Here is a 23,680-nt window from a genome sequence, read left to right as displayed (position 1 = left end):
CTGCTCGCGGCTATTCGGGGGAGGCCGCGGCGCCCTCGGCCAGCATCTGGCGCAGGCGGGCGCGGCGACGTTCGAGGTCGGCGATCTGCCGTTCGACCGAGGCCAGGCGCTGGCGTTGCACTTCGGAGGTCTGCGGGCAGGCGGCCGCGCCCTCGATCATGCGCATGCAATCGGGAAAGCCCTGGATCTCGGCGAGACTGAAACCGGTTGCGATCAGGCGCTGGATCTGCCGCACCTGGCTGACCGCGGCGGGGGCAAAGTGGCGATAGCCGTTGTCGGCGCGCGAGGAGGCCAGCAGGCCGTGCGCGTCGTAATGGCGAATCGAGCGCAGGCTGGCGCCGGTGGCGCGGGCGAGGGCGCCGATCGACATCGGCTTGGCGGCGGGCGGGAGTGTCATGGCGAAGTTTCACGAGCCGGGCGCTTGACTCTAACACCGGTGTGAGGGTCGAGACTGCGATTCCCCTTTTGCCATCCAGGAGTCAGCCCCATGCCCGGCCAGCCTTTGTTCCGTCAATTCCGTCGCCTGCTGGCGATGATCGCCCTGCTGTCGGCGAGCGCCGCGGCATTGGCCGATGATCGCCAGTACACCGCCGTCGCGCCGGATGGCGTGACGCTTGCCATCCAGGAGTCCGGCGATCCGGCCGGCCCCGCCATCGTCTTCGTCCACGGCCTGCTGGGCAGCCGCCTCAGCTGGGAGGCGCAGTTGTCCAGCCCCCTGTTGCAGCGCTATCGCCTGATCGCCTACGACCTGCGCGGCCACGGCCAGTCGGGCAAACCGACCGCGCCGCAGGCCTACACCGATGGCCGGCGCTGGGCCGATGACCTGGCGGCCGTGATCGCCGCGTCGGGCGCGCGCCAGCCGGTGCTGGTGGGCTGGTCGCTGGGCGCCGCCGTGACGACCAACTACCTGGCCGCGTACGGCGACGGCGATGTCGCCGGCGCGGTCTACGTGGGCGGCGTGATCGAACTGGACGCCAGCCAGATCGCGCCGCATCCCGAGGTGTATCGCGGCATGGCGTCGACCGACCTGAAGACGCACCTGGACGCCGAACGCGCCTTCCTGGCGCTGTGTTTCGAGACGCAGCCGGACACGGCCACGTTCGAGCGGCTGCTGGCCAACGCCGCCCTGGCGTCGCCCGGGATGCAGGCCGCGGTGCCGCGGATGACGATCGCGGCCCGCCAGGGCCTGGGCGCGATGCGCAAGCCGCTATGGCTGATCTATGGCGCGCGCGATGCGCTGGTGCGCGCCGAGCCGTCGCTGGAACGCGCCAGGCAGTTGAATCCGCGCGTGCGCGGCTCGGTCTATGCGGCGTCGGGACACGCGCCGTTCGTGGAAGAGGCCGAGCGGTTCAACCGCGATCTGGCGGCCTTCGTCGACGCGGCGGCGGGGCGCTGACGCCCGCCGGAGGCACGCGGTCGGTGGTTCAGTTGCCCCCGGCCGGGGCGGACCGCTTGCTGGGCCGGGTGCCGATGTCGCCCGGGGTCGAGCCTTCGTCATCCACCGTGAGGCCGCCGCCACGCATGATGCCCTTGGCGATCTCGTCGGCGGACTTGCCGGCGAAGCCATGCTCGCCCGCGACGATGCGGAAGCTGTCGCCTTCGAGCGGGCTTTGCAGCGTGGCCGAGGACAGCAGCACGCCGTTCGAGCGCAGCTGGATGCGCTTGCCGACGCGGTCGCGGGTGAAGTCCGCCAGGGCCTGGCGGCTGTCGGGATGCAGCACCACGTCGACATAGCGCATCGAGGTTTGCGGGTCGACGCCGGCGGTGGCTTTGTCGGCCCGCAGGGCCACGCTTTCGGCGTGGGAGGCGGCGGCCGCCAGCAGCAGCGCGGCGCAGGCGAGGGATCGGACAACGGTCATGGGCGGGCTCCGGGAAGCGGCGGATCGATGACGGCATCCTAGCCTCATCGACGGCGATGCGTATTACGACTTGTATGCGAACGCTGGCATTGCCTGCCGCCGGTGGGCTGGCGGGCATTTGGCCGCTAATATGGCGGCTCGATGATCGCCCCCCGGCCGCGTCCGGCCGCCGCAAGGAATCCCGTCACATGAAGCTGTCCGCCCCCTGGTTTCTGTCCTGCCTGCTGCTGGCCGGCGCGGCCCACGCCGGCTCTGCGCCGGCCGAGCTGTCGTGCGTTTCGGAAAGCGGCAAGGTGGCGCTGCGCGGCGCCATTCCGTCGCCGTCGTCCGAGGAGCTCAACCTGACGCTGACCTATGGAAACGCGACGCAGGGCTTCGACTCGGGTGATGCCCCGGCCTACGTGGTGGCGGATTTTCCGCTGGGCGTCTTCACCCTTGTCGCCTCCGACGACGCCTGGCCGCTGACGCTGTACGCCTTGCCGGGCACCGTCGCGGTCAGGAAGGTTGCCAACGGGGATGTGGCCGGCACCTTCCAGGCCAAGCTGACCGGGCCGCGGCCGGGCGGCCCGACCGCCTCGGGAGCGGGCAATCCGCTCAAGGCGACCTTGAATTGCGACTACCGCTATTCGCTGTGAGGGCCGTCGCTCGCTAACGGGCGGACGGACGAGGGGGCGACGGACGAGGCAAGGCTCGCGCTACCGGGTAATCCCGCTACCGGCTTTTTCGGCAAAATTTGTATGATGACCATATGACTATGCCGAGGGAGGCGCGCATGCCGCAAGACCATTCCGCTGTCCGTCACCGCCCTGCGCGGGGCGCGCCATGAGCCTGGAAACCCGTATCCGCGAGGAGATCTGCACCGTCGGGGCCAGTCTCTACCAACGCGGCTATACCGTCGGCGCGGCCGGCAACATCAGCGCGCGCCTGGATGACGGCTGGCTGATCACGCCCACCGACGCCTGCCTGGGTCGGCTCGATCCGGCCGGGCTGGCCAAGGTGGACCTGGCCGGCAATCCGGTTTCGGGCGGCAAGCCTTCCAAGACCCTGGCGCTGCACCGGGGCATCTACCAGGCCGATCCCGCCGCGCGCGGCGTCGTGCATACGCATTCGACGCACCTGGTGGCGCTGACGCTGGCCGGCGTCTGGCGCCAGGACGAGGTGTTGCCGCCGATCACGCCCTACCAGGTGATGAAGGTGGGCCGCATTCCGCTGATCCCCTATCGGCGGCCGGGCGATCCGGTCGCGGCCGCGCGGGTGGCGGCGCTGGCGGCGCAGGTTCGGGGGGTGCTGTTCGAGCGCCTGGGACCCGTGGTGTGGGAGCGGTCGGTGTCGCACGCATCCCATGCGCTGGAAGAGCTGGAAGAGACCGCGCGCCTGTGGCTGATGTCCGAGCCCCGGCCCGCGCCCCTGTCCGAGACGGCGATCGAGGAATTGCGCGCCGTGTTCGGGGCGCGCTACTGATCCGCGCATCGCGCGGGCCGACGGCGCCCGCCACGACCTGAAGGAGCCGACATGCCGCGCCTGGCCGCGAACCTGAGCATGATGTATGCGGAACACCCGTTCCTGGAGCGCTTCGCCGCCGCCGCGCGCGATGGTTTCCAGGGCGTGGAGTTCCTGTTTCCCTATGACCATCCGGCCACCGAGATCCGGACGCGGCTGCAGGCGCACGGCCTGACGCAGGCGCTGTTCAACGCGCCGCCGGGCGACTGGGCGGCCGGCGAGCGCGGTATCGCCGCGCTGCCGGGGCGCGAGGACGAGTTTCGCCGCGGCCTGGACCGGGCGCTGGAGTATGCCGCGGCGCTGGGCAACCGCAGCCTGCACGTGATGGCGGGACGGGTCCCGGCCGGGCAGGAGCGCGCCGCGCATCGCCAGGCCTACCTGCGCAACCTGGAAAGCGCCGCGCGCGCGGCCGCCAGCGCTGGCGTGACCATCGTGATCGAGCCGATCAATCCGCGCGACATGCCCGGCTATTTCCTGACGCGCCAGGACGAGGCCCAGGCCATCCGCGCCGAGGTCGGCGCCGACAACCTGCGGGTGCAGTTCGATTGCTACCACTGCCAGATCGTCGAGGGCGACCTGGCGGTGAAGCTGCGGCGCGACATGGCGGGCATCGGCCATATTCAGATCGCCGGCGTGCCGGACCGCCACGAGCCCGACCTGGGCGAACTGAACTACCCGTACCTGCTGGCGCTGGTCGACACGCTGGGTTACGCGGGCTGGATCGGCTGCGAATACCGGCCCAAGGGCGCCACGACGGCGGGGCTCGGCTGGGCCAAACCCTATCTCGCGGGAGGCGAGCGATGAAGATACTGATTACCGGCGGCGCCGGCTTCCTGGGCCAGCGCCTGGCGCGCAAGCTGTTGGAACAGGGGCGATTGGCCCTGGGTGGCGAGCGCGTGCCGATCTCCCAGATCGACCTGCTCGACGTGACCCGGACCGACGCCATCAACGACACGCGCGCGCGTTCGGTCGAGGGCGACGTCGCGGCTCCCGATTGCCTGCGATCCCTGATCGGCGCCGATACCGCGGTGATCTTCCACCTGGCCGCCATCGTCAGCGGCCAGGCCGAGGCCGATTTCGACCTGGGCATGCGCATCAACCTGGATGCCTCGCGCGCCTTGCTGGAGGCCTGCCGTCGGCAAGGCCATCGGCCGCGCGTGGTGTTCACCAGCTCGGTCGCGGTCTACGGCGGCGCCCTGCCGGAAACGGTGCGTGACGACACCGCGCTCAATCCGCAATCCTCCTATGGCACGCAGAAGGCCATTGCCGAACTGCTGCTGGCCGACTACACGCGCCGCGGCTTCGTCGACGGCCGCGCGCTGCGCCTGCCCACCATCAGTGTGCGGCCGGGCCGGCCCAACGCGGCGGCCTCGTCGTTCGCCAGCGGCATCATCCGCGAGCCGCTCAATGGCGAGCCGGCGGCATGCCCGGTGGCCGCCGACACGCGCCTGTGGCTGCTGTCGCCGCGCCGGGCGGTGCAGGCCTTGATCGCCGGTTGCGAACTGGACGCCGGGGCGGTGGCGGATCGCCGGCCGATCAACCTGCCGGGCGTCTCGGTGACGGCGGCCGAGATGGTGCGGGCCTTGCGCGAGATCGCGGGCGACGCGGTGGCCGACCGCATCCGCTGGCAGGCGGATGCGCGGGTGCAGGCCATCGTCGGCAGCTGGCCGGGCCGCTGGGACACGGCGCGGGCGGCGCGCCTGGGGCTGGAGGGCGACAGCGATTTCGCCGAGATCATCCGCGCCTACATCGGCGACGACTTGCGGGGGCAGGCATGAGCGACGTCAACGAAATGCGCCCGGTCGGCGTGATCGGCCTGGGCGCGATGGGGGCGGGCATCGCGCAGAGCCTGCGCCGCGCCGGTTGCCGGGTGCATGCCTACGACATCCGGCCGGGCGTCGCGGCGGCGTTCGCCGAAGAAGGCGGCGTGGCCTGCGCGACGCTGGCCGACATGGCCGCCGCCTGCGAGGTGGTGGTCAGCGTGGTGGTGAACGCGCAGCAGACCGAGAGCGTGCTGTTCGGCGAGGGCGGTATCGCGGCGGCCATGCGGCCCGGCAGCGTATTCGTGATGTGCTCGACGGTGGACCCGGCCTGGTCTAGCGGGCTGGAGGCGCGCCTGGCGGCGTTGGGCATCCACTACCTGGATGCGCCGATCTCGGGCGGCGCGGCCAAGGCCGCGGCCGGCCAGATGACCATGATGACCGCCGGCACCGTAGCCGCCTATGCCGCCTGCGGCAACGTGCTGGAGTCGATGGCGGGCAAGGTCTACCGGCTGGGCGAGCGCGCCGGGGCAGGCAGCAAGGTCAAGATCATCAACCAGCTGCTGGCCGGCGTGCACATTGCCGTTGCGGCCGAGGCCATGGCGCTGGGCCTGCGCGAAGGCGTCGACGCCGATGCCTTGTACGAGGTCATCACCCACAGCGCCGGCAACAGCTGGATGTTCGAGAACCGCATGGCGCACGTGCTGGCGGGCGACTACACGCCACTGTCGGCGGTGGACATCTTCGTGAAGGACCTGGGGCTGGTGCTGGACACGGCGCGCCACAGCAGCTTTCCCTTGCCGCTGGCGTCCACCGCGCACCAGATGTTCATGCAGGCGTCAGCCGCCGGGCACGGGCGCGAAGACGACAGCGCGGTCATCAAGATCTTCCCCGGAATCACTTTGCCGGAGTCCGCATGACGATCAAACTGGGCTGCATCGCCGACGACTTCACTGGCGCCACCGACTTGGCCAACAACCTGGTGCGCGCCGGCATGCGCACCGTGCAGGCCATCGGCGTGCCGGCCGGACCGCTCGAGACGCCGGCGGACGCGGTGGTGGTGGCGCTCAAGACCCGCACGCTGCCGGCCGCCGAAGCGGTGGCGCAATCGCTGGCGGCGCTGGCCTGGCTGCGGGCGCAGGGCGCCGGGCAGATCTATTTCAAGTACTGCTCGACCTTCGACAGCACGCCCGCGGGCAATATCGGTCCGGTCGCCGATGCGCTGATGACGGCGCTGGATACGGATTTCACCATTGCCACGCCGGCCTTTCCCGACAACCAGCGCACGGTGTTCAAGGGCTATCTGTTCGCCGGCGACGTGCCGTTGAACGAATCGGGCATGCGGGATCATCCCTTGACGCCGATGACCGACGCGAACCTGGTGCGCGTGCTGGCGGCGCAGACGCGGCGCAAGGTCGGCCTGATCGACTACGCGGTGGTGGCGCGTGGCGCCCGCGCGATTCATGATCGCATCGACGAACTGCGGCAGGCGGGGGTGGAGATCGCCATCGTCGATGCCATCTCCAACGACGACCTGCTGGCGCTGGGTTCGGCGATCAAGGATATGCCGCTGGTGACCGGGGGATCGGGCGTGGCCATCGGCCTGCCTGGAAATTGGGGGCTGGCGCCGGGCGCCGCCGCCGGGCTGCCGCGCGCAGCGGGCGCGCAGGCCGTGGTGGCGGGCAGTTGCTCGACCGCCACCCAGGGGCAGGTGGCCGCGTTCATCGCGACCGGCCGGCCCGCGCTGGCGCTGGACCCGCTGCGTATCGACGCGGGCGATGACGTCGTGGCGCAGGCGCTGGCCTGGGCCGCGCCGCGCTTGCCCGACGGTCCCATCCTGATCTATTCGACCGCCCGGCCCGACGCGGTGCAGGCGGCGCAGGCCAGCCTGGGCGCGGCCCGCGCCGGCGCCCTGGTCGAGGACGCGATCGCGCGGATCGCGGCGGGCCTGGCGCGGCTCGGGGTGCGGCAGTTGATCGTGGCGGGCGGCGAGACCTCGGGCGCGGTGGTGCGGGCGCTGGGCCTGGCGCAACTGGCCATCGGCGAGCAGATCGATCCCGGGGTGCCGTGGTGCGCCGGGTACGCGCAGGCGGTGCAGGCGCGTATCAGCATCGCTTTGAAGTCGGGAAATTTCGGGGGCGCCGATTTCTTCACGCGGGCGTTCCGCCCGACTGCCTGAGGACCGATCGCCGGCCCTTGCGCCGCGCCTTCGAAGGCGGGCGCGTTCAGCGATGCGCCAGGCGCAGGCGCTTGGCCGCGTTGACCATGTGGATGCGGGCGGCTTCGCGCGCCGCGTCCTCGTCCTGGCGCCGGATGGCCTCGGCGATGGCTTCGTGTTCGCGCAGCACCGCGCGCATCTGGTCGGCGTGGCACGCCTCGTTGCCGCGCGTGACGCGGGTGGCGGCTTCGAGATACTGGCTGACGAACGCCAGCGTGGCGAGGAAGTACGGATTGCCGGTGGCGCGCGCGATGCTGCGGTGGAAGGCCACGTCTTCCTTGACGCCATCGCCACCGTTGTCGACCGCGGTGGCGATGGCCGCCAGCGCGTCGTCGATGGCCGCCATGTCGCGCTTGCCGCGCCGGGCGGCGGCTTGCGCCGCGATTTCGGTTTCCAGCGCGCGCCGCAGGTCGACGATGTGCAGCACCGCGTCCAGCGAGGCCAGCTCGGCGGCGTCGATGCGCAGCGCGCGGTTGCCGTCGTGGCCGGTGACGAACACCCCGCTGCCCTGGCGCGCCTCGACGATGCCGTCCTGGCGCAGCCGCGACACCGCTTCGCGGATGACGGTGCGGCTGACGCCGAACTGCTCGGCCAGGCGGGTTTCGGTGGGCAGCTTTTCGCCGGGCAGCACGCGGCCCGCGTCGATCTCGGCGAGCAACCGCTTGGCCACCGTATCGGTCAGCGTGGGGGGCGTGTTGAGTCGGGGAAACGCCATGGCATGGGGCCGCGTAAGCAAGGCGGGTCACCGCCCTGGGAGTGGGGGGCTCATGATAACCCGCCGCATCAGGCCGGCGCGCGGGCGCGGTTCAGGCACTCGATGAAAAACTGCGCGGCCGGCGTCGGCGGCGAATCCGCCCGGGTCAGGATCGACACCCGCGCCGCCGGCAGCGGATGCGCCAGCGGCAATATGCACAAGGACGTCGGTGCCAGCACGCGGTGCAGGCCGTTGCGCACGAAAAAGCCCACCGCGTCGCTCTGGTCCAGTATCGCCAGCGCGATGGCGATGGACTGGCACGGAATCACGTCGGTGGGCGGCGGCAGGCCGCGTTCCGCATAGGCCAGGCGCAGCAGATTGGTGGGCGTCTGGGTATTGCCGGGCATCAGCCACAGCAGGTCGCGCAGTTCGGCCAGGTCGGTGGCGTGACGCAGCGGATGATCGGCGCGCGCGCCCACCGCCAGCGGCAGGGTGAACAGCGTGGTGCGGGCAAAGCCGTCGTAGATGTCGCCGTCGTATTCGGTCTGCACCACCAGGTCGTAGCGGCCGGTTTCCAGCTGTTCGTGGCTGTAGGGTGGCGCGACTTCATGGAAGGCCACGGCAACGCGCGCCATGCGGGCGCGAAACGCGGCCAGCGCGGCCGGCAGTATCGGCAAGACCGATGAGCTGATGGCCAGGTTGAGCGTGCCGCCTTCGCCATCGCGCATCTGGTCGATGTCTTCCTGCGCCCGCCGGGCTTCCTGCAGGATCAGCACGGCGCGCTTGTGCAGCGCCTGGCCGTAGGGCGTCAGTTCGACCCCCTTGGCGCTGCGCCGCACCAGCTCGGCGCCCAGGCTCTGTTCCAGTTCGCGCAGGCTGCGCGTGGCCGCCGGCTGGGTCACGCACAGGGCGCGGGCGGCGGCGCGGATGCTGCCGTGTTCGGCGATCAGCACGAAGGCGCGCAACTGGCGCAGGTTCATCGGAGCGGGCACGGCGGGCTATAAGTAAAAGTCATCGCTGCGCCAAAAATACTGTCTTTTGCGTTTCGCGGGCCATCCGTATATTCACTAGGCACGGTTACCGGAAACACGGGCCGGCACAGAGATCGGACATCAAGGGGAAAACATGTCTATCGCCATCGCGGCCGGCGCCGGCGCGCGCAGCCTGCATACGCCTTCCATGCGCCGGCGGGTCATCGCCGGCACCACCATCGGCAACGCGCTCGAGTTCTTCGACTTCACCGTATTCACTTTTCTGATGCTGGTCATCGGGCCGCTGTTCTTTCCCGCGGCCTCCAGTTACGGCCAGCTGCTGCTGACCACCGCCACGTTCGGCGTCGGCTTCCTGATGCGGCCCGTGGGCGGCATGCTGATCGGCTCCTACGCCGACCGCCATGGCCGCCGCGCCGCCATGACGCTGACACTGTGGCTGATGGGCCTGGGCTGTGCGTTGATCGCCGCCGCGCCCACGCACGCGCAGATGGGCCTGCTGGGGCCGGTCATGATGGTGCTGGCGCGGCTGATCCAGGGCTTTGCCGCCGGCGGCGAGGTCGGCGCCTCGACCACGCTGCTGGTCGAGCACGCGCCGCCGTCGCGACGCGGCTTCTATTCCAGCTGGCAGTTCGGCAGCCAGTCGCTCGGCGTGGCGCTGGGCGCGGTGGTGGTGGGCACGTTGACCGCCGCGCTCAGCGCCGAGCAGATGCAGGCCTGGGGCTGGCGGGTGCCGTTCGTGATCGGCATCCTGACGGTGCCGGTGGGCGCCTACATCCGCCGCAACCTGGAAGAGACGCTGCATGTCGAGGAGGCCGGGGCGCGCCGGCCGAGCGCCGCTGGCCACCAGCCGCTGCGCCGCGTCTTCGCCGAGCACAAGACCGAAGTGGCCAAGGGCATCTTGCTGATGATCGGCGGCATGGTGTGCGCGCAGATCATCGGCTTCTACATGCCGTCGTACGCCCACCGCGAGCTGGGCCTGCCGGCGACCTCGACCCTGTCGGCCAGCGTGGTGGTGGGCGTGGTCGGTTTTGCGTGCGCGCCGCTGGTCGGCATGCTGGCCGACCGGGTGGGGCGCAAGCGCGTGATCTTCTGGTCGCGGGTGACGACCGTGGCGGTGCTGCTGCCGTGCTTCCAGTGGCTGGTGGCGGCGCCCAGCAGCGCGCGGCTGATGCTGGTGGTGGCGCTGCTATCGGTGCTGCTGGCGATGCAGTCGGCGCCGGGCATCACCATGCTGCCCGAATTGTTCCCCAAATCCGTGCGCACCACCGGCATGTCGGTGGTGTACGGCCTGGGGATTTCCGTGTTCGGCGGTTTCGCGCAGTTCTTCGTGACCTGGCTGCTGCACGTGACCGGCAATCCCATGGCGCCTGCCTGGTACCTGATGGTGGCGGTGGCGCTTTCCACGGTGGTGCTGTTCTGGATCCGCGACCGCACCGGCGACGATATCGACAACCAGGAGGCCTGATGCAATCCGCTAGCCCTTACTTTTCCCGCAGTTATGCTTTGGCGCGCGAGCGCTTTACCGCCGCGGCCCGGCCGCTGGCCACGCGCTTCGCGTCCTATGCCATCGAGCCCAAGGGGCGCGAAGGCGAAGACCTGGCCACCGACGTCGCCCTGATCGGCGATGCCGACGCCAAGCGGTTGCTGATCATGACCTCCGCCACCCATGGCGTGGAAGGCTTCTGTGGCTCGGGTTGCCAGCTGGCCCTGCTGGACGACGCCGAGATGCTCGAACGCGCGCGCCAGGCCGGCGTGGCGCTGTTGCTGGTGCATGCGGTGAATCCGCATGGATTCTCGTGGATCGCGCGCACCGACGAAGGCAACGTCGACCTGAACCGCAACGCCCAGCCGTTCGACGGCCAGCCGCTGCCGGCCAACCCCGGCTACGAGCAGATCCATGAACTGCTGCTGCCGGCGCAATGGCCGCCGTCGGACGCCAATCGCGCGCAGATCGCCGCCCATATCGGCGAGCATGGCCTGCCGGCCTTCAAGCAGGCCGTGACACGCGGCCAGTACACGCACGCCGACGGCCTGTTCTATGGCGGCGACCGCCCGGCCGCGTCGCTGCTGAACTTGCGCCGCATCCTCCAGGAACATGCCGCCGGCTTTGCGCGGATCGGCTGGATCGATGTGCATACGGGGCTGGGGCCGCGCGGACATGGCGAAAAGATCTACGCTGGCCGCCGCGACGATGCCGAGGTGGAGCGCGCTCGCCGCTGGTGGGGGACCGACATCGCCGTGCCCTACCTGGGCACGTCGGCCTCGGTGGACATCACCGGGCACCTGGCGGGTCTGATCTATCAGGCTTGTCCGAATTCAGTGCCCACCCTGATGGCGCTGGAGTACGGCACGCAACCCTCCGAACAGGTGATCGATGCCCTGCGGGGCCGCAACTGGCTGCGCGCGCATGCCGACGCGGCGCCGACGTTGCGCGACCAGATCCTGCGCACGACGCTGGAGGCCTTTTATTGCGACGCGCCCGACTGGCATGGCGCGGTGCTGGGCCAGAGCCGCGTGGCGGTGCTGCAGGCGGTGCTTGGCTTGGCGGCTGGCTGAGTGTTGCCGGCAGGGCCGATTCCCGGGAATCGGCTTGTCTTGTCTCTGAGATGTTATATCATCCTTAAGTTTTCTGTAATGATATAACATCAATGAGGGTAAAGATGAAAGGCAAGACGCAGGACAAGCAGGCGTTGCGCGGCAGGTGGAACGCGGCCGGGGCGGGCAGGAGCCGGGGCGCGCGGGCGCTCAAGCCGCTGGTTTGCTCGCTGATGCTGGCCGCGCCGGTGGCGCAGGCCGAAACCGAGGCCGACCCGTCGCGCAACCGCACGCTGGCGCCGATCACCGTGTCGGCCAATCCGCTGGGGCTGGACCTGAACAGCACCATGCTGCCGGCTTCCGTGCTGGAAGGCGATGAGCTGGTCGAGCGGCGCGCCGGCACGCTGGGCGAAACCCTGAAAAGCCAGCCGGGCGTGAACAGCGACACCTTCGGCGGCGGCGCCAGCCGCCCCGTGATCCGCGGCCAGACCGCGCCTCGTGTGAAAGTGCTGTCCGACGGTTCCGAGGTGATGGACGCGTCCGGCATCTCGCCGGACCACGCGGTGACGGTGGAACCGCTGCTGGCCGAGCGCATCGAGGTGCTGCGCGGCCCGGCCACGCTGCTGTACGGCGGCGGCGCGATCGGCGGCGTGGTGAACGTGGTGGACAAGAAGATCCCCACCGCCGTGCCGGAGAAGGGCGTGGAAATGGAAGCCGAGTTGCGCGGGGCCACCGGCACCAAGGAGCGCGCCGGCGCCGTGGGCATCACCGCCGGCGAGGGCCAGTTCGCCGTACGGGTGGAAGGCATGAAGCGGCGCACCAGCGATTACGACGTGCCGGACTGGCCCGGCGGCAAGCTGGAGGGTTCGTACAGCGAATCCTCCCAGGGCACGGTCGGCATGTCGTGGATCACGCCGCGCGGTTATGTGGGCCTGGCGTTCACGCACCTGGAAAGCAAGTACGGCCTGCCCGGCCACAACCACGAGTATGAAGGCTGCCATCCGCACGGCACCCATCTGCATTGCGGTGGCCACGACCACGACCATGGCGACGAAGGCGAGGAAGGCCACGACCATGACCACGATCACGAACACGGCGGCGTGCCTTACGTCAAGCTGCGCAGCAACCGCCTGGACCTGCGCGCCGAATACCAGGATCCCTTCGCCGGCTTCGAGAAGATCCGCGTGCGTGGCGGACTGACCGACTACCAGCATGACGAGATCGAGGGCGGCCAGGTCGGCACCCGCTTCAAGAACAAGGGCTACGACCTGCGCGTGGAACTGCAGCACAAGCCCGTGGCCGGCTGGCGCGGGGTGATCGGCCTGCAGAATGCCTACAGCGACTTCCGCGCCGATGGCGAGGAAGCCTTCCTGCCGCGCAGCCGGACCCGTTCGAACGGCCTGTTCGTGCTGGAGGAATACCAGTTGAACGACTGGCGCTTCGAAGTCGGCGCGCGCCAGGACTGGCAGCGCATCGCGCCGTCCGGCGGCGCCTCGCGCAGCAGCCTGTCGGGCACCTCGCTGTCGGCCGCCGCCATCTGGGACTTCGCGCCGCAGTATTCCGTGGCGCTGTCGCTGTCGCGTTCGCAGCGCCTGCCGAGCGCGCAGGAGCTGTACGCCGATGGCGTGCACTTGGCCACCAACACCTACGAACTGGGCAACTCGGGCCTGGGCCGCGAGACCTCGCACAACATCGACCTGACCCTGCGCAAGCACGCCGGCGACACCACTTTCTCGGCCAGCGTGTTCCACAACCGCGTCAAGAACTACATCTACGCCGACACGCTCGACCGCTACGAGGACTTCCGCCTGATCGAGTACACCCAGCGCGACGCCGAATTCACCGGCGTGGAAGGCGAGCTGCGGCACCAGTTCACGCCGGTGTTCTCGGCGGCGGTGTTCGGCGACTATGTGCGCGGCAAGCTGACCGGCGGCGACGGCAACCTGCCGCGCATCCCGGCGGCGCGCGCCGGCCTGCGCGGCAACGTCAAGTGGCAGCAATGGTCGGGCGGCATCGAATACGCCCGCGTGTTTTCGCAGAAGGACATTGCCGCCTACGAAAGCAGCACGCCGGGCTACAACCTGGTCAACGCGGTGGTGGCGTATCGCGGCCGCTACGGCGCGACCAGCTATGAAGTCTATCTGCGCGGCACCAACCTGCTGAACAAACTGGCGTACAACCACGCTTCGTTCATCTCCTCGGTGGCGCCGCTGCCGGGCCGCAGCGTGATGCTGGGCGTGCGCATGACCTATTGAGGCGTGCCGGCGAAGCCGGATTCCGCGGGCGGATATGCTAAGTTCCAGCCATGCCGTCCGCCCCGGAGTCCGCCATGCTGAAGTTCGCCGCCAATCTGTCGATGATGTACCCGGAACATGCGTTCCTGGACCGCTATGCGGCCGCCGCGGCCGACGGTTTCGCGGGCGTGGAATGCATGTTTCCCTACGAGGCGCCTGCCGCCTTCGTGCGCGAGCGCATGGATGACGCGGGCGTGTCGCAGGTCCTGTTCAATGCCCCGCCGGGCGTGAGCGCGCGCGGCGAACGCGGGCTGGCCGCGCTGCCGGACCGCCAGGACGAATTCCGCGCCGGTATCGAGCAGGCGCTGGGCTATGCGACTGTGCTGGCCTGCTCGCAGGTGCACGTGATGGCCGGCGTGGCGCCGGATGGCGTCGCGCGCGACGCCATGCTGGACTGCTACCGCGAGAACCTCGACTGGGCCGCGCGCCAGGCGCGTTCGGCCGGCGTGACGCTGCTGATCGAACCCATCAACACGCGCGACATTCCCGGTTATTTCCTCAATCGGCAGGACGAGGCCCACCAGGTGGTGCAGGCCGTCAACGCGCCCAACCTGAAGGTGCAGATGGACCTGTACCACTGCCAGATCGTCGAGGGCGACGTCACCGCCAAATTGCGCCAGTACCTGCCCACCGGACGCGTCGGGCACCTGCAGATCGCCGGCGTGCCGCTGCGCCAGGAGCCCGACCGTGGCGAGCTGGACTACGGCTGGATCTTCTCGGTGCTGCGCGAACTGGACTATGCCGGCTGGATCGGCTGCGAGTATCGCCCGGCGGCCGCCACATCCGCCGGCCTGCGCTGGCTGGCCGCGGCCCGCGCTTGAGCGGCAACCGGCGTATCGCCATGATGCTGTCCCCATGATCGGCCCCGCATGCCATGCTCGCCGCCTGCTGAAAATATAGTTAATATGTTAATTAAATAAAGAACACCAGGAGACAACCGCATGTCCAGAAGAGGTTTCATCCACCGCGCGCTGGGGACGCTGGGCGCCGCCGCGCTCGCGGCGAGCGCCATGCCCGCGTGGGCCGGCGATTTTCCCGACCATCCGATCCGCTGGCTGGTGCCTTTCAGCGCTGGCGGCGGCAGCGACCTGGCCACCCGCATCGTCGCCAAGCATGTCAGCCAGACACTGGGCCAGCCGGTGGTGGTGGAGAACCGGCCCGGCGCCGCCACCATCGTGGCGGCCCAGGAAACCGCGCGCGCCGCGCCCGACGGCTATACGGTGATGACCGCGGGCATGAGCACGCTGGCCCTGAATCCGTGGCTGTACAAGCAACTGCCCTATGACCCGTGGAAGGACCTGACGCCGGTCTCCACCCTGGTGGCGTTGCCTATCGTGCTGGTGGCCTCGCCGGCGTCCGACCTGGACAACATGCCCGACGTGATGGACTACCTGTCGCGCAACAAGACGGCCAGCTATGCGTCGCTGGGCGTGGGCAGCCCGCACCATCTGGCGATGGAGTTGTTCCTGTCGATGTTCGGCGCCAAGGCCACCGCGATTCCCTACAAGGGCACGCCGCCTGCCTTGCAGGACGTGGCCGCGGGCGTGGTGCCGCTGATGATGGCGGACCTGGCCGCGGCGCGGCCGTTGATCGAGGCAGGCAAGCTGCGCGCCATCGCGGTGCCGGCGTACGAGCGTTCGGAGCAGTTGCCCGAGGTGCCGACCTTCGGCGAGAGCGGCGGGCCGCCGCTGGAGGCCGCCGCCTGGCAAGGGGTGGTGGCCCCGGCGCGCACGCCGCGCGAGGTGGTGGACAAGCTCAGCGGCGCGATCCAGGCGGCGTTGAAGTCACCCGAGGTGGTCAAGCAGCTCAAGTTGCAAGGCATGGAGCCCATGGGCAGCTCGTCCAACGAATTCTATGACTACGCGCGCCGTCAGTACGACAGCTGGGGCGCGGTGATCCGGCAGAAGAACATTTCGGTGGATTGACGCGGCGCGGCGGCGCGCCCGCCGCGGGCGCCGCTGCCGTGGCCCGCGGCCTACCCGGCCGCGGCGGCGCGGTTCTGGCGGCGCGCGGTGGCGGCGCAGCCCGCCGAGGCGATGATGATGCCGCAGATCGCCAGCCACTGCGTGCCGGACAGGTGCTCGTTCAGCACGATGACGCCGGCCAGCGCGCCCATGGCGGGTTCCATGCTCAGCAGCACGCCGAAGGTCTTCTGCGGCAGGCGCCGCAGGGCCACCATTTCCAGCGAATAGGGCAGGGCGCTCGACAGGATGCCGACCGCGACGCCGGCCAGGATCAGCTTCGGGTCCAGCAGCGCCATGCCGGCATGGGCCGCGCCCACCGGCAGCGCCACCATGGTGGCCGCCAGCAGTCCCAGGGAAGTGGCCTGCCCGCCATGCACGTTGCCGGCCATCTTGCCGAAGATGATGTACAGCGCCCAGCAGACCGCCGCGCCCAGCGCATAAGCGATACCGACGGGATCGAGGTCGTGCATCGACTGGCCGGTCGGGATCAGCAGCACCAGCCCGGCCAGCGCGCAGGCGATCCAGACGAAGTCGATGGCGCGCCGCGACAGCACCACCGCCAGCGTCAGCGGGCCGGTGAACTCGATGGCGATGGCCACGCCCAGCGGCAGGGTCCGCAGCGCCATGTAGAACAGCAGGTTCATGCAGGCCAGCGTCACGCCATATAGCGCGATCTTGGCGGCATTGCGAGCGGTCAGCGGAAAGCGCCATGGGCGCCAGAACGCGATCAGGATGATGGCGCCGATGACGATGCGATAGGCCGTCGTGCCCTGCGCGCCAACCTCGGGAAACAGCGATTTGGCGAACGATGTGCCGATGCACAGCGAGGCCATGGCGCCGATCAGCGACAAGGTCGGCATCAGGGTGGAGGCGGAGGCATCGCGTCCGGAGGGAAGAGTGGCGGCGGTCATGGTGCTGCGTCTGCGGAAGAATCAGGGGTTCAAGGTCAGGGCGGTGGAGTAGAGCACGTAAAGGGCCAGCGCCAGCATGATCGCGCCCAGTAGTCCCTGCTGCATGCGCAGGAACCACGGGTTGCGGCCCACCCAGCCGCGGATGCGCGATGCGCCGTAGGCGAAGCAGCTGCCATAGGGCAGGCTCAGCGCCTTCATGGTCACGCCCAGCACCAGCATCTGGAGCCACACCGGACCGTTGTCCGGGGTGGTGAACTGCGGCAGGAAGGCGATCATGAACAGCAGCACCTTCGGGTTCAGCAGGTTGGTCATGAAGCCCTGCCAAAAAGCGTCGCGCGCATCGCCGGGACGCGCGGCCAGGGAGATGTCGGCGTCGCGGGCGCAGCGCAGGATGGCCTTGATGCCCAGGTAGCCCAGGTACAAGCCGCCGGCCGCCTTGATCGCCAGGAACAGCGTCGGAAACGCCTGCAGCACCGAGGCCAGCCCCAGCACCACGGCCGGCACCTGGATGAATCCGGCCGCCACGTTCCCCAGCACACTGTGGAAGGCAGGCCGGAAGCCCTGCGTCATGCCTCGCGACAACGTCAGCGCCATATCCGGGCCGGGGGTGAGTTTCAACGCCGCGTCGGCGGCCAGGAAAAGCAGGAAAAGCTGGAGTGACGGCATGGGAATCGGGCTGTGCCTGGCCGCGAGGGCGGCCAGAGGGTTCCCAGTGTAAGCAAGGCGGGTGATTAATTCCTGCAGCCGGCGGTGCGCAAATGAAGTTTCCCGTCGAATTTGGGGGCGGGTCGTGGCGCGCACCCGTTTAGAATCGTCCTACGGGCCCGCGTGGCCTGGATCGCCGCGGCGCCGAGACCCCATGGAACTAGACGATTTCGACCTTCAGATCCTGCAGAGCCTGCAGGAAGACAACCAGCGCACCAGCCAGGAGGTGGCCGAGCGCGTGAACCTGTCGCCGGTATCGTGCCTGCGCCGCATGAAGCGGCTGCGCGAGTCCGGCGCGGTGCTGGGCGACGTCTCGGTGGTGGACCCGGCGGCGGTGGGGCGCGACATCATGATGGTGGTGCTGGTGTCGCTCGAAAGCGAGCGCGCCGACAAGCTCGACACCTTCAAGCGCGCCATGCGCCAGGCGCCGGAGATCATGCAGTGCCTGGCGGTCACGGGCGAAGTGGATTTCGTCGTCACCATGACCGTGCGCGACATGGCGGAATACGATGCGTTCGCGCAGCGCCACTTCTGGGGCGATCCCAATGTGAAGCGCTTTTCGACGCTGGTGGTGATGAATCGCGTGAAATACGGATTGGCGGTGCCGACGATGCCGTCGCACGAGGCATAACGTGCCGGCCGGAGATTGCGCGCCCCGAGCCGGCGGCGCTAGACTGGCCGCCTCCCTCCTTTGCGCATATCCCCGCCATGGCCTTGCATAGCTGGCTCATCTATCTGGTTGCCGTGATCGGCCTGTCGATCACGCCCGGTCCCAATACCTTGCTGGCGCTGACCCACGGCGCGCTGCATGGCCATCGCAAGGCGCTGTGCACCATCGCCGGCGGCGCGGTCGGCTTCATCGCCCTGATTGCCCTGTCGATGCTGGGCATCAGCGCGCTGCTCAAGGCCTGGGGGCCGGCGCTGACGGTATTGAAATGGGCGGGCGGCGCCTACCTGATCTGGCTCGGCATCCAGCTGTGGCGCTCGCCCGGCGTGCAACTGCGCCCGGCGCCCGACATGCCGCGGCTGCGCGGCACGCGCATGTTCAGCCAGGGGTTCCTGTCGGCGATTTCCAACCCCAAGGCGCTGCTGTTCTATGGCGCGTTCCTGCCGCAGTTCATCGATCCGGCGCGCAGCCTGTTCACGCAGTTCGTGATCATGGCCGCCACCTTCGCGGTCATCGAGTTCCTGGTGGAATACGTGCTGGCCCGCCTGGCGCACCGCGTGCGGCCGTGGCTGGAGCGCGCCGGCCGGCGCTTCAACAAGGTGTGCGGGGGATTGTTCGCGGCGATGGGAGTGGCGTTGCCGGGGTCTTGACCCGGTCGTCAACGTCGGCGTGAGGGGGCTGAACTGATTTATCTTTGATACCAAGCGTGGGTTGTTATCCAGTCCGGGATATTTTGCTTGGCGCGATTTACTTGCGTGGTGAGCTCTTAGTGAGCGTCCGAATTCGTAATAGAATGTGTGGTTTGTCCGAAAAATTCCGGGCATAGCAGAGACTCGGTCTGAAATGAGCGGCCGTAACAGGAAGAACGCGAGGTTATGGTGCAATCGTTGACATTCGAGAGTGCGCTGGCTGGCCGCAGGGTTTTCGTTACCGGCCACACCGGTTTTACGGGCGGCTGGGCTTGTCTTTGGCTTAAGTCCATTGGCGCCGAAGTGGCGGGATATTCCTTGCCGCCCGATACCCAGCCCTCGTTGTTCGAGGCGGTCGGCTTGGGCAGCGATATGGTTTCGAGCTTTGGCGATATCTGCGATTATGAGCCGCTACGCGGCGCAATTGACGCATTCCAACCTGATCTCATATTGCATTTAGCGGCGCAACCGCTGGTGCGGAAATCCTATCGGGAACCGCTCAGGACATTTCTCGTGAATGCCCAGGGGACCGCTCATTTGCTCGAAGCCGCCCGCGCCGTCAAGAGTGTCAAGGGCGTGCTCTGCATTACCACCGACAAGGTCTATAAGAATAACGAATGGCCTTGGCCGTACCGCGAAAACGACCCGCTGGGTGGCAAGGATCCCTACAGCGCATCGAAGGCCGCCGCCGAAATGGTCATCCAGAGCTATGTGGCCTCCTATCCTCGGAAGGAAGGCCTGGGGCCGGCGATTGCGACCGCCCGAGGCGGCAATATCATTGGTGGTGGAGACTGGTCCGAGGATCGCCTGATTCCGGATTTCGTTCGCGCGGTTGTTAATCAAGGGGCGTTGGTTCTGCGTTATCCCGATGCGACGAGGCCGTGGCAGCATGTACTGGCGCTGGTCCATGGCTACCTGGTCATCCTGGCCGGCCTGGTCTCGTCGGATCCGGAGCGGGCCGCCAAAGCGTGGAATCTGGGACCGCATGATGCCAAACAGTATTCGGTACGGGATGTTCTAGAGTTGATGAGTGACAGCTGGCAGCGTCCAGCGCTGGAGTACATGGACAACCCGCTACCGGAGGCGCAGGCGCTGGCCCTGGACAGTTCACTGGCGCGCAACCAGTTGAACTGGATCCCGGCCTGGGATGCGGAGCAGGTGGTCCGGGAAACCGCGGCCTGGTATCGCGACTACTACGCCGATCCCACATCGGCGCGCGCCATCACCCTGGCACAGATCAGCGCTTGGCGTGCCGCGTTGCGATGACGATCTATTTGATTGGCTCCAGGGGACGTCTGGGTCGAGCCATCGCGCATGAATATGCCGGGCATGACGTCAGGTCTTTGGATAGGGCGATCTATCAGTCCTGGTCGCAGCCGGAGATGGCGGACGACGTGGCTCGATATTTCGAGGCCTCGAAGGCGGGCGCGGATGCCACCCTTTTTGTTGCCTCCGGTCTACTGGATCCGGCGTTGCCGCATGAAGAGTTGCTCGGGGTCAACTATTACCTGCCCAGAAATTTGATCGATGGCGCCGCCAGGCTCGGTGCGAAGGTGCTTACCTTCGGAACGGTGATGGAAAGCCTGCTGCGCTCGAAGAATCCCTATATCCAGACCAAGACGGCGCTGGGAGAGTATGCGGCCGAGGTCGCTAGCACCGGATTGTCGGTGACTCATGTGCAAGTCCACACTCTCTTTGGCGCCGGGCAACCAAGCGCTTTCATGTTCCTGGGGCAAATGCTCGCCGCCATTAGGGAAAATCGGCAGTTCAAAATGACGTCGGGCCGGCAACTGCGTGAATACCACCACCTGCACGATGAGGCCCGCGCTGTCAGGATGATTGCTCAATCCGCCACCGTCGGCGTGCTGAATCTCAGCCACGGCCGGCCGGTCAGCCTGCGTGCCGTGGCTGAAAGCGTGTTCGGCGCATTCGGCAGGGAGGATCTCCTGTGCGTAGGCGCATTGGCCGAACCGCCCGACGAAAACTATCAGCAAATCCTGGCTCCAACCGGATCGCTCGATCCGGCAATGTTCCGTGATTCCTTGCCAGCAATTGCCCAGTACATGCAGGACTGCTTTTACGGTCGAGAGATGCAAGCATGAACGAAAACAACAAGCCGCTTATTTCTATTTCGATTCCCGTGCTGAACGAAGCTGGGAATATCGACGCGCTCTACCGGCGTCTGTGTGCGCTTGCGGAGGTCATGCGTAATCGGTGCGACCTGGAGTTCGTGTTCTCGGACAATCACTCCGACGATGAATCCTGGGCCATGTTGACAGCGTTGTCCCAGGCCGATGCGCGTGTAAGGGCGATTCGCTTCTCGAAGAATTTCGGCTTCCAGCGTTCGATTCTCGCCAACTACATGCATACGCGCGGCGACGCGGTCCTGCAGATCGATGCCGATCTGCAGGACCCACCCGAAATGCTCGAGGCATTTTTCGAGCAGTGGCAGCAGGGCTATCAGGTCGTGTATGGCATCCGCAAGAATCGGCCTGAAGGCGGCTTGCTGCGAGCCTTCCGGAAATTGGGCTATTGGGTGATCGACAAGATCAGTGAGCATCCCATTCCGCGCGATGTCGGGGATTTCCGCCTGATCGATCGCAAGGTCATCCAATCGTTGTGCCAGATCAAGACCGCCAACCCGTATCTGCGCGGCATGATCGCGAACCTGGGATTCAACCAGGTCGGCATATCCTACGACCGGGATGCGCGTACGGCGGGAGAAAGCAAATTCAATGTGTCGCGCCTGATCCGCCTGGGACTGACGGCAGTGTTCAATCACTCCACCGTGCCCTTGCGGGCCGCCTCGTTCGTGGGCGGGATCATTCTGGCGGCGAGCGTTATTGGCGCTTTGTATTACCTGGTCTTGAAAATCCTGCATCCTGAACTGCCGCAGGGTGTCGCCAGTATTCACATTCTCGTCCTGTTCGGTATCGGCCTGAATTCATTCCTGCTGGGCATCATCGGAGAATACCTTCTCCGCATTTACCTGGTGTTGCGGGCGGATCCCGTGGCGATCATCGAGCAAAGTTTGAATATTGATTCTTCCGAGTTGAAACTCTGAATTGGGAACGTTATGAAAGCAGTCATTCTTGCAGGCGGACTGGGTACGCGCATCGCCGAAGAGTCCGATACCAAGCCGAAACCGATGGTCGAGATCGGCGGCAAGCCGTTGCTCTGGCACATCATGAAGACCTACGCGCGTCATGGTGTGAAGGATTTCGTGATCTGTCTTGGCTACAAGGGTTATGTGATCAAGGAGTTTTTCTTCAATTACTACCGTCATATGTCCAATATGACCATCGATCTGAAGACCGGTGACCACGAGATCCTTGACAGTCAGGCGGAAGACTGGCGGATTACATTGGTCGATACCGGGCCGGATACCATGACCGGCGGACGCCTCAAACGGGTGGCCCCGTATCTCGACAACGGGACGTTCTGTCTCACGTACGGTGACGGCTTGTCCGACATTGATATCACCGCCGAACTGGCGTTCCATCGCAAGCATGGCAAGTTGGCGACCGTAGCTGCGGTACAACCGCCAGGCCGCTTCGGCGTGCTCAATATCGACGACCAGGACCAGGTCTTGAGTTTCGAGGAAAAGCCCAGCGACGAGATCGGCTGGATCAATGGCGGCTTCTTCGTCCTTGAGCCCGGCGTCATCCCGTACATCGCTGGGGACGAGATTTCCTGGGAGCGGGCGCCGTTGTCGAACCTGGCCAAGGACGGCCAGTTGGCCGCGTTCCACCACACGGGCTTCTGGCAGCCTTGCGATACCCTGCGTGACAAGCGCGAGCTGGAAGCCTTGTGGGCGACCGGCAAGGCGCCGTGGCGCACCTGGGCTGGAGCATGACTGCTGATCAGCGCCGAGGTTCGGCGCCCTGGTTCAAGCATCTGGCGGGCGCGGGCATCACGGTCTTGTGCCTGGTCGTCTTTATCCGCCAGGTCAACGTTCCCGACCTGCTCGATGCGCTGGCCCACTTCCACTGGGCCTACCTGATTGCCGGGATCGCGTCGCTGGCCGTGGGCTATGCGCTGCGCATCGTACGCTGGTCGATGATGTTGCGGGCGACGGGGGCGAACGCCACCTTCCGCGATTGCTGCGCGCCATTCCTGGGCTCCATTGCGCTCAATAACGTCCTGCCGCTGCGGCTGGGTGACGTGGTGCGCGCTTTGGTGTTTCCCCGGTCGATGGGCATCACCAAGACGACCGCCACCAGCAGCCTGATCGTCGAGCGGCTGGTCGATCTAATGACCTTGCTGGCAAGCCTGGCGATCGGTCTCTTCGCAATCCGCGCCATTGCCATTCCGGAAGCACTCAAGGCCTCTGCCGTGTCGTTGGCCATCATCGGCGGTATCGTCTTGGCCCTGGGGTTCTTCTTCAGCGGGGCGCTGGGGCGCCTGTTCGATCGGATGTCCAGCCGGGCCCTGGAGCAGGGGGCGGGCAAACGGGCCGCGGTCTGCTCCACCGTGGCGGGCCTGCTGCACGGATTCGATGCCATGTCGCGGCCGCGCCTGTTGCTGTCCATGCTGGCTGTGTCGATGCTGGTCTGGGTCGGCGAGGCGGGTCTGTTCTATTTTGTCCTGCTCGGCGCGGGCGTGGAGGGATCACCACTGGTGGCTTTGCTGGTGATGGCGGTTGCCACGCTGTCGACGCTGGTACCGTCTTCACCCGGTTATGTTGGGCCGTTTCATCTTGCCGCATTCACCGCCATCTCGCTGGTAGGTGGAACGGCCGCGCAGGCCGGCAGCTATGCAGTCATTGTGCACCTGGCGTTGTGGTTGCCCACAACCCTGGCTGGTGCCTTCGCCATTTGGGCAAGACCCGAGTTGTTCCGCGCGGCCAAATCCCAGGCCGCCTGACGCTCAAGCGTATCAAAGGTAGAAAT

Annotated in this window: 25 protein-coding genes; 19 read left to right on the top strand and 6 right to left on the bottom strand. The window is 67.4% G+C overall.

Annotation, left to right across the window (positions count from 1 at the left end):
- Positions 1-10: 10 nt before the first annotated feature.
- Positions 11-397, bottom strand: a complete 387-nt coding sequence (locus ACVN9Z_RS05185; RefSeq protein WP_006389970.1) for a MerR family transcriptional regulator — start codon at positions 395-397, stop codon at positions 11-13.
- Between the two features lie 90 nt (positions 398-487).
- Between ACVN9Z_RS05185 and ACVN9Z_RS05180 the strand changes: the two genes are divergently transcribed.
- Entirely contained in the window at positions 488-1,396 is a 909-nt protein-coding gene (locus ACVN9Z_RS05180; RefSeq protein ID WP_049050807.1) for an alpha/beta fold hydrolase, read from the top strand.
- A gap of 28 nt (positions 1,397-1,424) precedes the next feature.
- Here the strand turns inward: ACVN9Z_RS05180 and ACVN9Z_RS05175 are convergent, their stop codons facing one another.
- Positions 1,425-1,859, bottom strand: a complete 435-nt coding sequence (locus ACVN9Z_RS05175) for a SecDF P1 head subdomain-containing protein (protein WP_035184262.1) — start codon at positions 1,857-1,859, stop codon at positions 1,425-1,427.
- A 188-nt stretch (positions 1,860-2,047) separates the two neighbouring features.
- Between ACVN9Z_RS05175 and ACVN9Z_RS05170 the strand changes: the two genes are divergently transcribed.
- From ACVN9Z_RS05170 to otnK, 6 genes are all read left to right on the top strand, one after another.
- On the top strand, positions 2,048-2,494 hold the full coding sequence (locus ACVN9Z_RS05170; RefSeq protein WP_049050809.1) for a hypothetical protein: 447 nt from the start codon (positions 2,048-2,050) through the stop codon (positions 2,492-2,494).
- 187 nt (positions 2,495-2,681) lie between these two features.
- Complete coding sequence (gene otnC, locus ACVN9Z_RS05165) at positions 2,682-3,320, top strand: 3-oxo-tetronate 4-phosphate decarboxylase (protein WP_024070621.1); 639 nt, start codon at positions 2,682-2,684, stop codon at positions 3,318-3,320.
- 51 nt (positions 3,321-3,371) lie between these two features.
- Positions 3,372-4,163 (top strand): 2-oxo-tetronate isomerase, encoded by a 792-nt coding sequence (otnI, locus tag ACVN9Z_RS05160; protein WP_054499689.1) that lies wholly within the window; start codon positions 3,372-3,374, stop codon positions 4,161-4,163.
- Positions 4,160-5,137: a D-erythronate dehydrogenase gene (gene denD, locus ACVN9Z_RS05155; protein WP_458213203.1), complete on the top strand. Its 978-nt coding sequence runs from the start codon at positions 4,160-4,162 to the stop codon at positions 5,135-5,137. Before otnI (ACVN9Z_RS05160) ends, denD begins: the two co-directional genes overlap by 4 nt.
- Complete coding sequence (gene ltnD / locus ACVN9Z_RS05150) at positions 5,134-6,039, top strand: L-threonate dehydrogenase (RefSeq protein ID WP_458213202.1); 906 nt, start codon at positions 5,134-5,136, stop codon at positions 6,037-6,039. The genes denD and ltnD overlap by 4 nt, the downstream gene beginning before the upstream one ends.
- On the top strand, positions 6,036-7,298 hold the full coding sequence (gene otnK, locus ACVN9Z_RS05145) for a 3-oxo-tetronate kinase (protein ID WP_241122366.1): 1,263 nt from the start codon (positions 6,036-6,038) through the stop codon (positions 7,296-7,298). Before ltnD ends, otnK begins: the two co-directional genes overlap by 4 nt.
- Before the next feature lie 46 nt (positions 7,299-7,344).
- On the opposite strand, the gene ACVN9Z_RS05140 is transcribed toward otnK, so the two are convergent.
- Positions 7,345-8,052, bottom strand: a complete 708-nt coding sequence (locus ACVN9Z_RS05140) for a FadR/GntR family transcriptional regulator (protein ID WP_458213201.1) — start codon at positions 8,050-8,052, stop codon at positions 7,345-7,347.
- A gap of 68 nt (positions 8,053-8,120) precedes the next feature.
- Positions 8,121-9,023 carry a LysR substrate-binding domain-containing protein gene (locus ACVN9Z_RS05135; RefSeq protein WP_223203263.1) on the bottom strand — a complete coding sequence of 301 codons (903 nt, stop codon included), beginning with the start codon at positions 9,021-9,023 and terminating at the stop codon, positions 8,121-8,123.
- A gap of 133 nt (positions 9,024-9,156) precedes the next feature.
- Here ACVN9Z_RS05135 and ACVN9Z_RS05130 point away from each other — a divergent pair, with 133 nt between their 5' ends.
- From ACVN9Z_RS05130 to ACVN9Z_RS05110, 5 genes are all read left to right on the top strand, one after another.
- Positions 9,157-10,488 (top strand): MFS transporter, encoded by a 1,332-nt coding sequence (locus ACVN9Z_RS05130; RefSeq protein ID WP_024070615.1) that lies wholly within the window; start codon positions 9,157-9,159, stop codon positions 10,486-10,488.
- Complete coding sequence (locus tag ACVN9Z_RS05125) at positions 10,488-11,579, top strand: M14 family metallopeptidase (protein WP_238880141.1); 1,092 nt, start codon at positions 10,488-10,490, stop codon at positions 11,577-11,579. Before ACVN9Z_RS05130 ends, ACVN9Z_RS05125 begins: the two co-directional genes overlap by 1 nt.
- Before the next feature lie 212 nt (positions 11,580-11,791).
- Positions 11,792-13,813, top strand: coding sequence for a TonB-dependent receptor domain-containing protein (locus ACVN9Z_RS05120; protein WP_458213504.1), 2,022 nt, complete (start codon positions 11,792-11,794; stop codon positions 13,811-13,813).
- Between the two features lie 74 nt (positions 13,814-13,887).
- The gene (gene otnI / locus ACVN9Z_RS05115; RefSeq protein WP_024070612.1) at positions 13,888-14,673 is read left to right on the top strand and encodes a 2-oxo-tetronate isomerase; all 786 of its coding nucleotides are present in this window, start codon (positions 13,888-13,890) and stop codon (positions 14,671-14,673) included.
- A gap of 120 nt (positions 14,674-14,793) precedes the next feature.
- Positions 14,794-15,777, top strand: coding sequence for a Bug family tripartite tricarboxylate transporter substrate binding protein (locus tag ACVN9Z_RS05110; protein WP_458213200.1), 984 nt, complete (start codon positions 14,794-14,796; stop codon positions 15,775-15,777).
- A 50-nt stretch (positions 15,778-15,827) separates the two neighbouring features.
- On the opposite strand, the gene ACVN9Z_RS05105 is transcribed toward ACVN9Z_RS05110, so the two are convergent.
- Positions 15,828-16,727 (bottom strand): EamA family transporter, encoded by a 900-nt coding sequence (locus ACVN9Z_RS05105; protein ID WP_006389986.1) that lies wholly within the window; start codon positions 16,725-16,727, stop codon positions 15,828-15,830.
- A 21-nt stretch (positions 16,728-16,748) separates the two neighbouring features.
- Positions 16,749-17,393, bottom strand: coding sequence for a LysE family translocator (locus tag ACVN9Z_RS05100; protein ID WP_081397501.1), 645 nt, complete (start codon positions 17,391-17,393; stop codon positions 16,749-16,751).
- 193 nt (positions 17,394-17,586) lie between these two features.
- Here ACVN9Z_RS05100 and ACVN9Z_RS05095 point away from each other — a divergent pair, with 193 nt between their 5' ends.
- The 7 genes from ACVN9Z_RS05095 (at position 17,587) to ACVN9Z_RS05065 (ending at position 23,654) form a co-directional block, all read left to right on the top strand.
- Positions 17,587-18,063, top strand: a complete 477-nt coding sequence (locus ACVN9Z_RS05095) for an Lrp/AsnC family transcriptional regulator (protein WP_024070608.1) — start codon at positions 17,587-17,589, stop codon at positions 18,061-18,063.
- A gap of 77 nt (positions 18,064-18,140) precedes the next feature.
- Complete coding sequence (locus ACVN9Z_RS05090; protein WP_006389989.1) at positions 18,141-18,749, top strand: LysE family translocator; 609 nt, start codon at positions 18,141-18,143, stop codon at positions 18,747-18,749.
- A gap of 225 nt (positions 18,750-18,974) precedes the next feature.
- Entirely contained in the window at positions 18,975-20,054 is a 1,080-nt protein-coding gene (gene rfbG, locus ACVN9Z_RS05085; RefSeq protein ID WP_458213199.1) for a CDP-glucose 4,6-dehydratase, read from the top strand.
- On the top strand, positions 20,051-20,890 hold the full coding sequence (locus tag ACVN9Z_RS05080; protein WP_458213198.1) for an NAD-dependent epimerase/dehydratase family protein: 840 nt from the start codon (positions 20,051-20,053) through the stop codon (positions 20,888-20,890). The genes rfbG and ACVN9Z_RS05080 overlap by 4 nt, the downstream gene beginning before the upstream one ends.
- Positions 20,887-21,852 carry a glycosyltransferase family 2 protein gene (locus ACVN9Z_RS05075; RefSeq protein ID WP_458213197.1) on the top strand — a complete coding sequence of 322 codons (966 nt, stop codon included), beginning with the start codon at positions 20,887-20,889 and terminating at the stop codon, positions 21,850-21,852. Before ACVN9Z_RS05080 ends, ACVN9Z_RS05075 begins: the two co-directional genes overlap by 4 nt.
- 12 nt (positions 21,853-21,864) lie before the next feature.
- Positions 21,865-22,644, top strand: coding sequence for a glucose-1-phosphate cytidylyltransferase (gene rfbF, locus ACVN9Z_RS05070; protein WP_458213196.1), 780 nt, complete (start codon positions 21,865-21,867; stop codon positions 22,642-22,644).
- Positions 22,641-23,654, top strand: coding sequence for a lysylphosphatidylglycerol synthase transmembrane domain-containing protein (locus ACVN9Z_RS05065; protein WP_458213195.1), 1,014 nt, complete (start codon positions 22,641-22,643; stop codon positions 23,652-23,654). The genes rfbF and ACVN9Z_RS05065 overlap by 4 nt, the downstream gene beginning before the upstream one ends.
- Positions 23,655-23,680 lie beyond the last annotated feature (26 nt).

Source organism: Achromobacter sp. KK8 (assembly GCF_054188005.1).
Note: the sequence above shows the minus strand (reverse complement) of the source record. Positions and strands in the feature narration are given on the sequence as shown.

Bases quoted from the DNA above. Each gene is read 5' to 3' on its own strand.
- ltnD (WP_458213202.1), top strand. From the start codon at position 5,134: ATGAGCGACGTCAACGAAATGCGCCCGGTCGGCGTGATCGGCCTGGGC.
- otnI (WP_054499689.1), top strand. From the start codon at position 3,372: ATGCCGCGCCTGGCCGCGAACCTGAGCATGATGTATGCGGAACACCCG.
- ACVN9Z_RS05080 (WP_458213198.1), top strand. From the start codon at position 20,051: ATGACGATCTATTTGATTGGCTCCAGGGGACGTCTGGGTCGAGCCATC.
- ACVN9Z_RS05130 (WP_024070615.1), top strand. From the start codon at position 9,157: ATGTCTATCGCCATCGCGGCCGGCGCCGGCGCGCGCAGCCTGCATACG.
- ACVN9Z_RS05125 (WP_238880141.1), top strand. From the start codon at position 10,488: ATGCAATCCGCTAGCCCTTACTTTTCCCGCAGTTATGCTTTGGCGCGC.
- ACVN9Z_RS05120 (WP_458213504.1), top strand. From the start codon at position 11,792: ATGCTGGCCGCGCCGGTGGCGCAGGCCGAAACCGAGGCCGACCCGTCG.
- rfbF (WP_458213196.1), top strand. From the start codon at position 21,865: ATGAAAGCAGTCATTCTTGCAGGCGGACTGGGTACGCGCATCGCCGAA.
- ACVN9Z_RS05140 (WP_458213201.1), bottom strand. From the start codon at position 8,052: ATGGCGTTTCCCCGACTCAACACGCCCCCCACGCTGACCGATACGGTG.
- otnC (WP_024070621.1), top strand. From the start codon at position 2,682: ATGAGCCTGGAAACCCGTATCCGCGAGGAGATCTGCACCGTCGGGGCC.
- denD (WP_458213203.1), top strand. From the start codon at position 4,160: ATGAAGATACTGATTACCGGCGGCGCCGGCTTCCTGGGCCAGCGCCTG.
- ACVN9Z_RS05170 (WP_049050809.1), top strand. From the start codon at position 2,048: ATGAAGCTGTCCGCCCCCTGGTTTCTGTCCTGCCTGCTGCTGGCCGGC.
- ACVN9Z_RS05100 (WP_081397501.1), bottom strand. From the start codon at position 17,393: ATGCCGTCACTCCAGCTTTTCCTGCTTTTCCTGGCCGCCGACGCGGCG.
- ACVN9Z_RS05180 (WP_049050807.1), top strand. From the start codon at position 488: ATGCCCGGCCAGCCTTTGTTCCGTCAATTCCGTCGCCTGCTGGCGATG.
- ACVN9Z_RS05175 (WP_035184262.1), bottom strand. From the start codon at position 1,859: ATGACCGTTGTCCGATCCCTCGCCTGCGCCGCGCTGCTGCTGGCGGCC.
- ACVN9Z_RS05065 (WP_458213195.1), top strand. From the start codon at position 22,641: ATGACTGCTGATCAGCGCCGAGGTTCGGCGCCCTGGTTCAAGCATCTG.
- ACVN9Z_RS05095 (WP_024070608.1), top strand. From the start codon at position 17,587: ATGGAACTAGACGATTTCGACCTTCAGATCCTGCAGAGCCTGCAGGAA.
- ACVN9Z_RS05185 (WP_006389970.1), bottom strand. From the start codon at position 397: ATGACACTCCCGCCCGCCGCCAAGCCGATGTCGATCGGCGCCCTCGCC.
- ACVN9Z_RS05110 (WP_458213200.1), top strand. From the start codon at position 14,794: ATGTCCAGAAGAGGTTTCATCCACCGCGCGCTGGGGACGCTGGGCGCC.
- ACVN9Z_RS05090 (WP_006389989.1), top strand. From the start codon at position 18,141: ATGGCCTTGCATAGCTGGCTCATCTATCTGGTTGCCGTGATCGGCCTG.
- rfbG (WP_458213199.1), top strand. From the start codon at position 18,975: ATGGTGCAATCGTTGACATTCGAGAGTGCGCTGGCTGGCCGCAGGGTT.
- ACVN9Z_RS05075 (WP_458213197.1), top strand. From the start codon at position 20,887: ATGAACGAAAACAACAAGCCGCTTATTTCTATTTCGATTCCCGTGCTG.
- ACVN9Z_RS05105 (WP_006389986.1), bottom strand. From the start codon at position 16,727: ATGACCGCCGCCACTCTTCCCTCCGGACGCGATGCCTCCGCCTCCACC.
- otnI (WP_024070612.1), top strand. From the start codon at position 13,888: ATGCTGAAGTTCGCCGCCAATCTGTCGATGATGTACCCGGAACATGCG.
- otnK (WP_241122366.1), top strand. From the start codon at position 6,036: ATGACGATCAAACTGGGCTGCATCGCCGACGACTTCACTGGCGCCACC.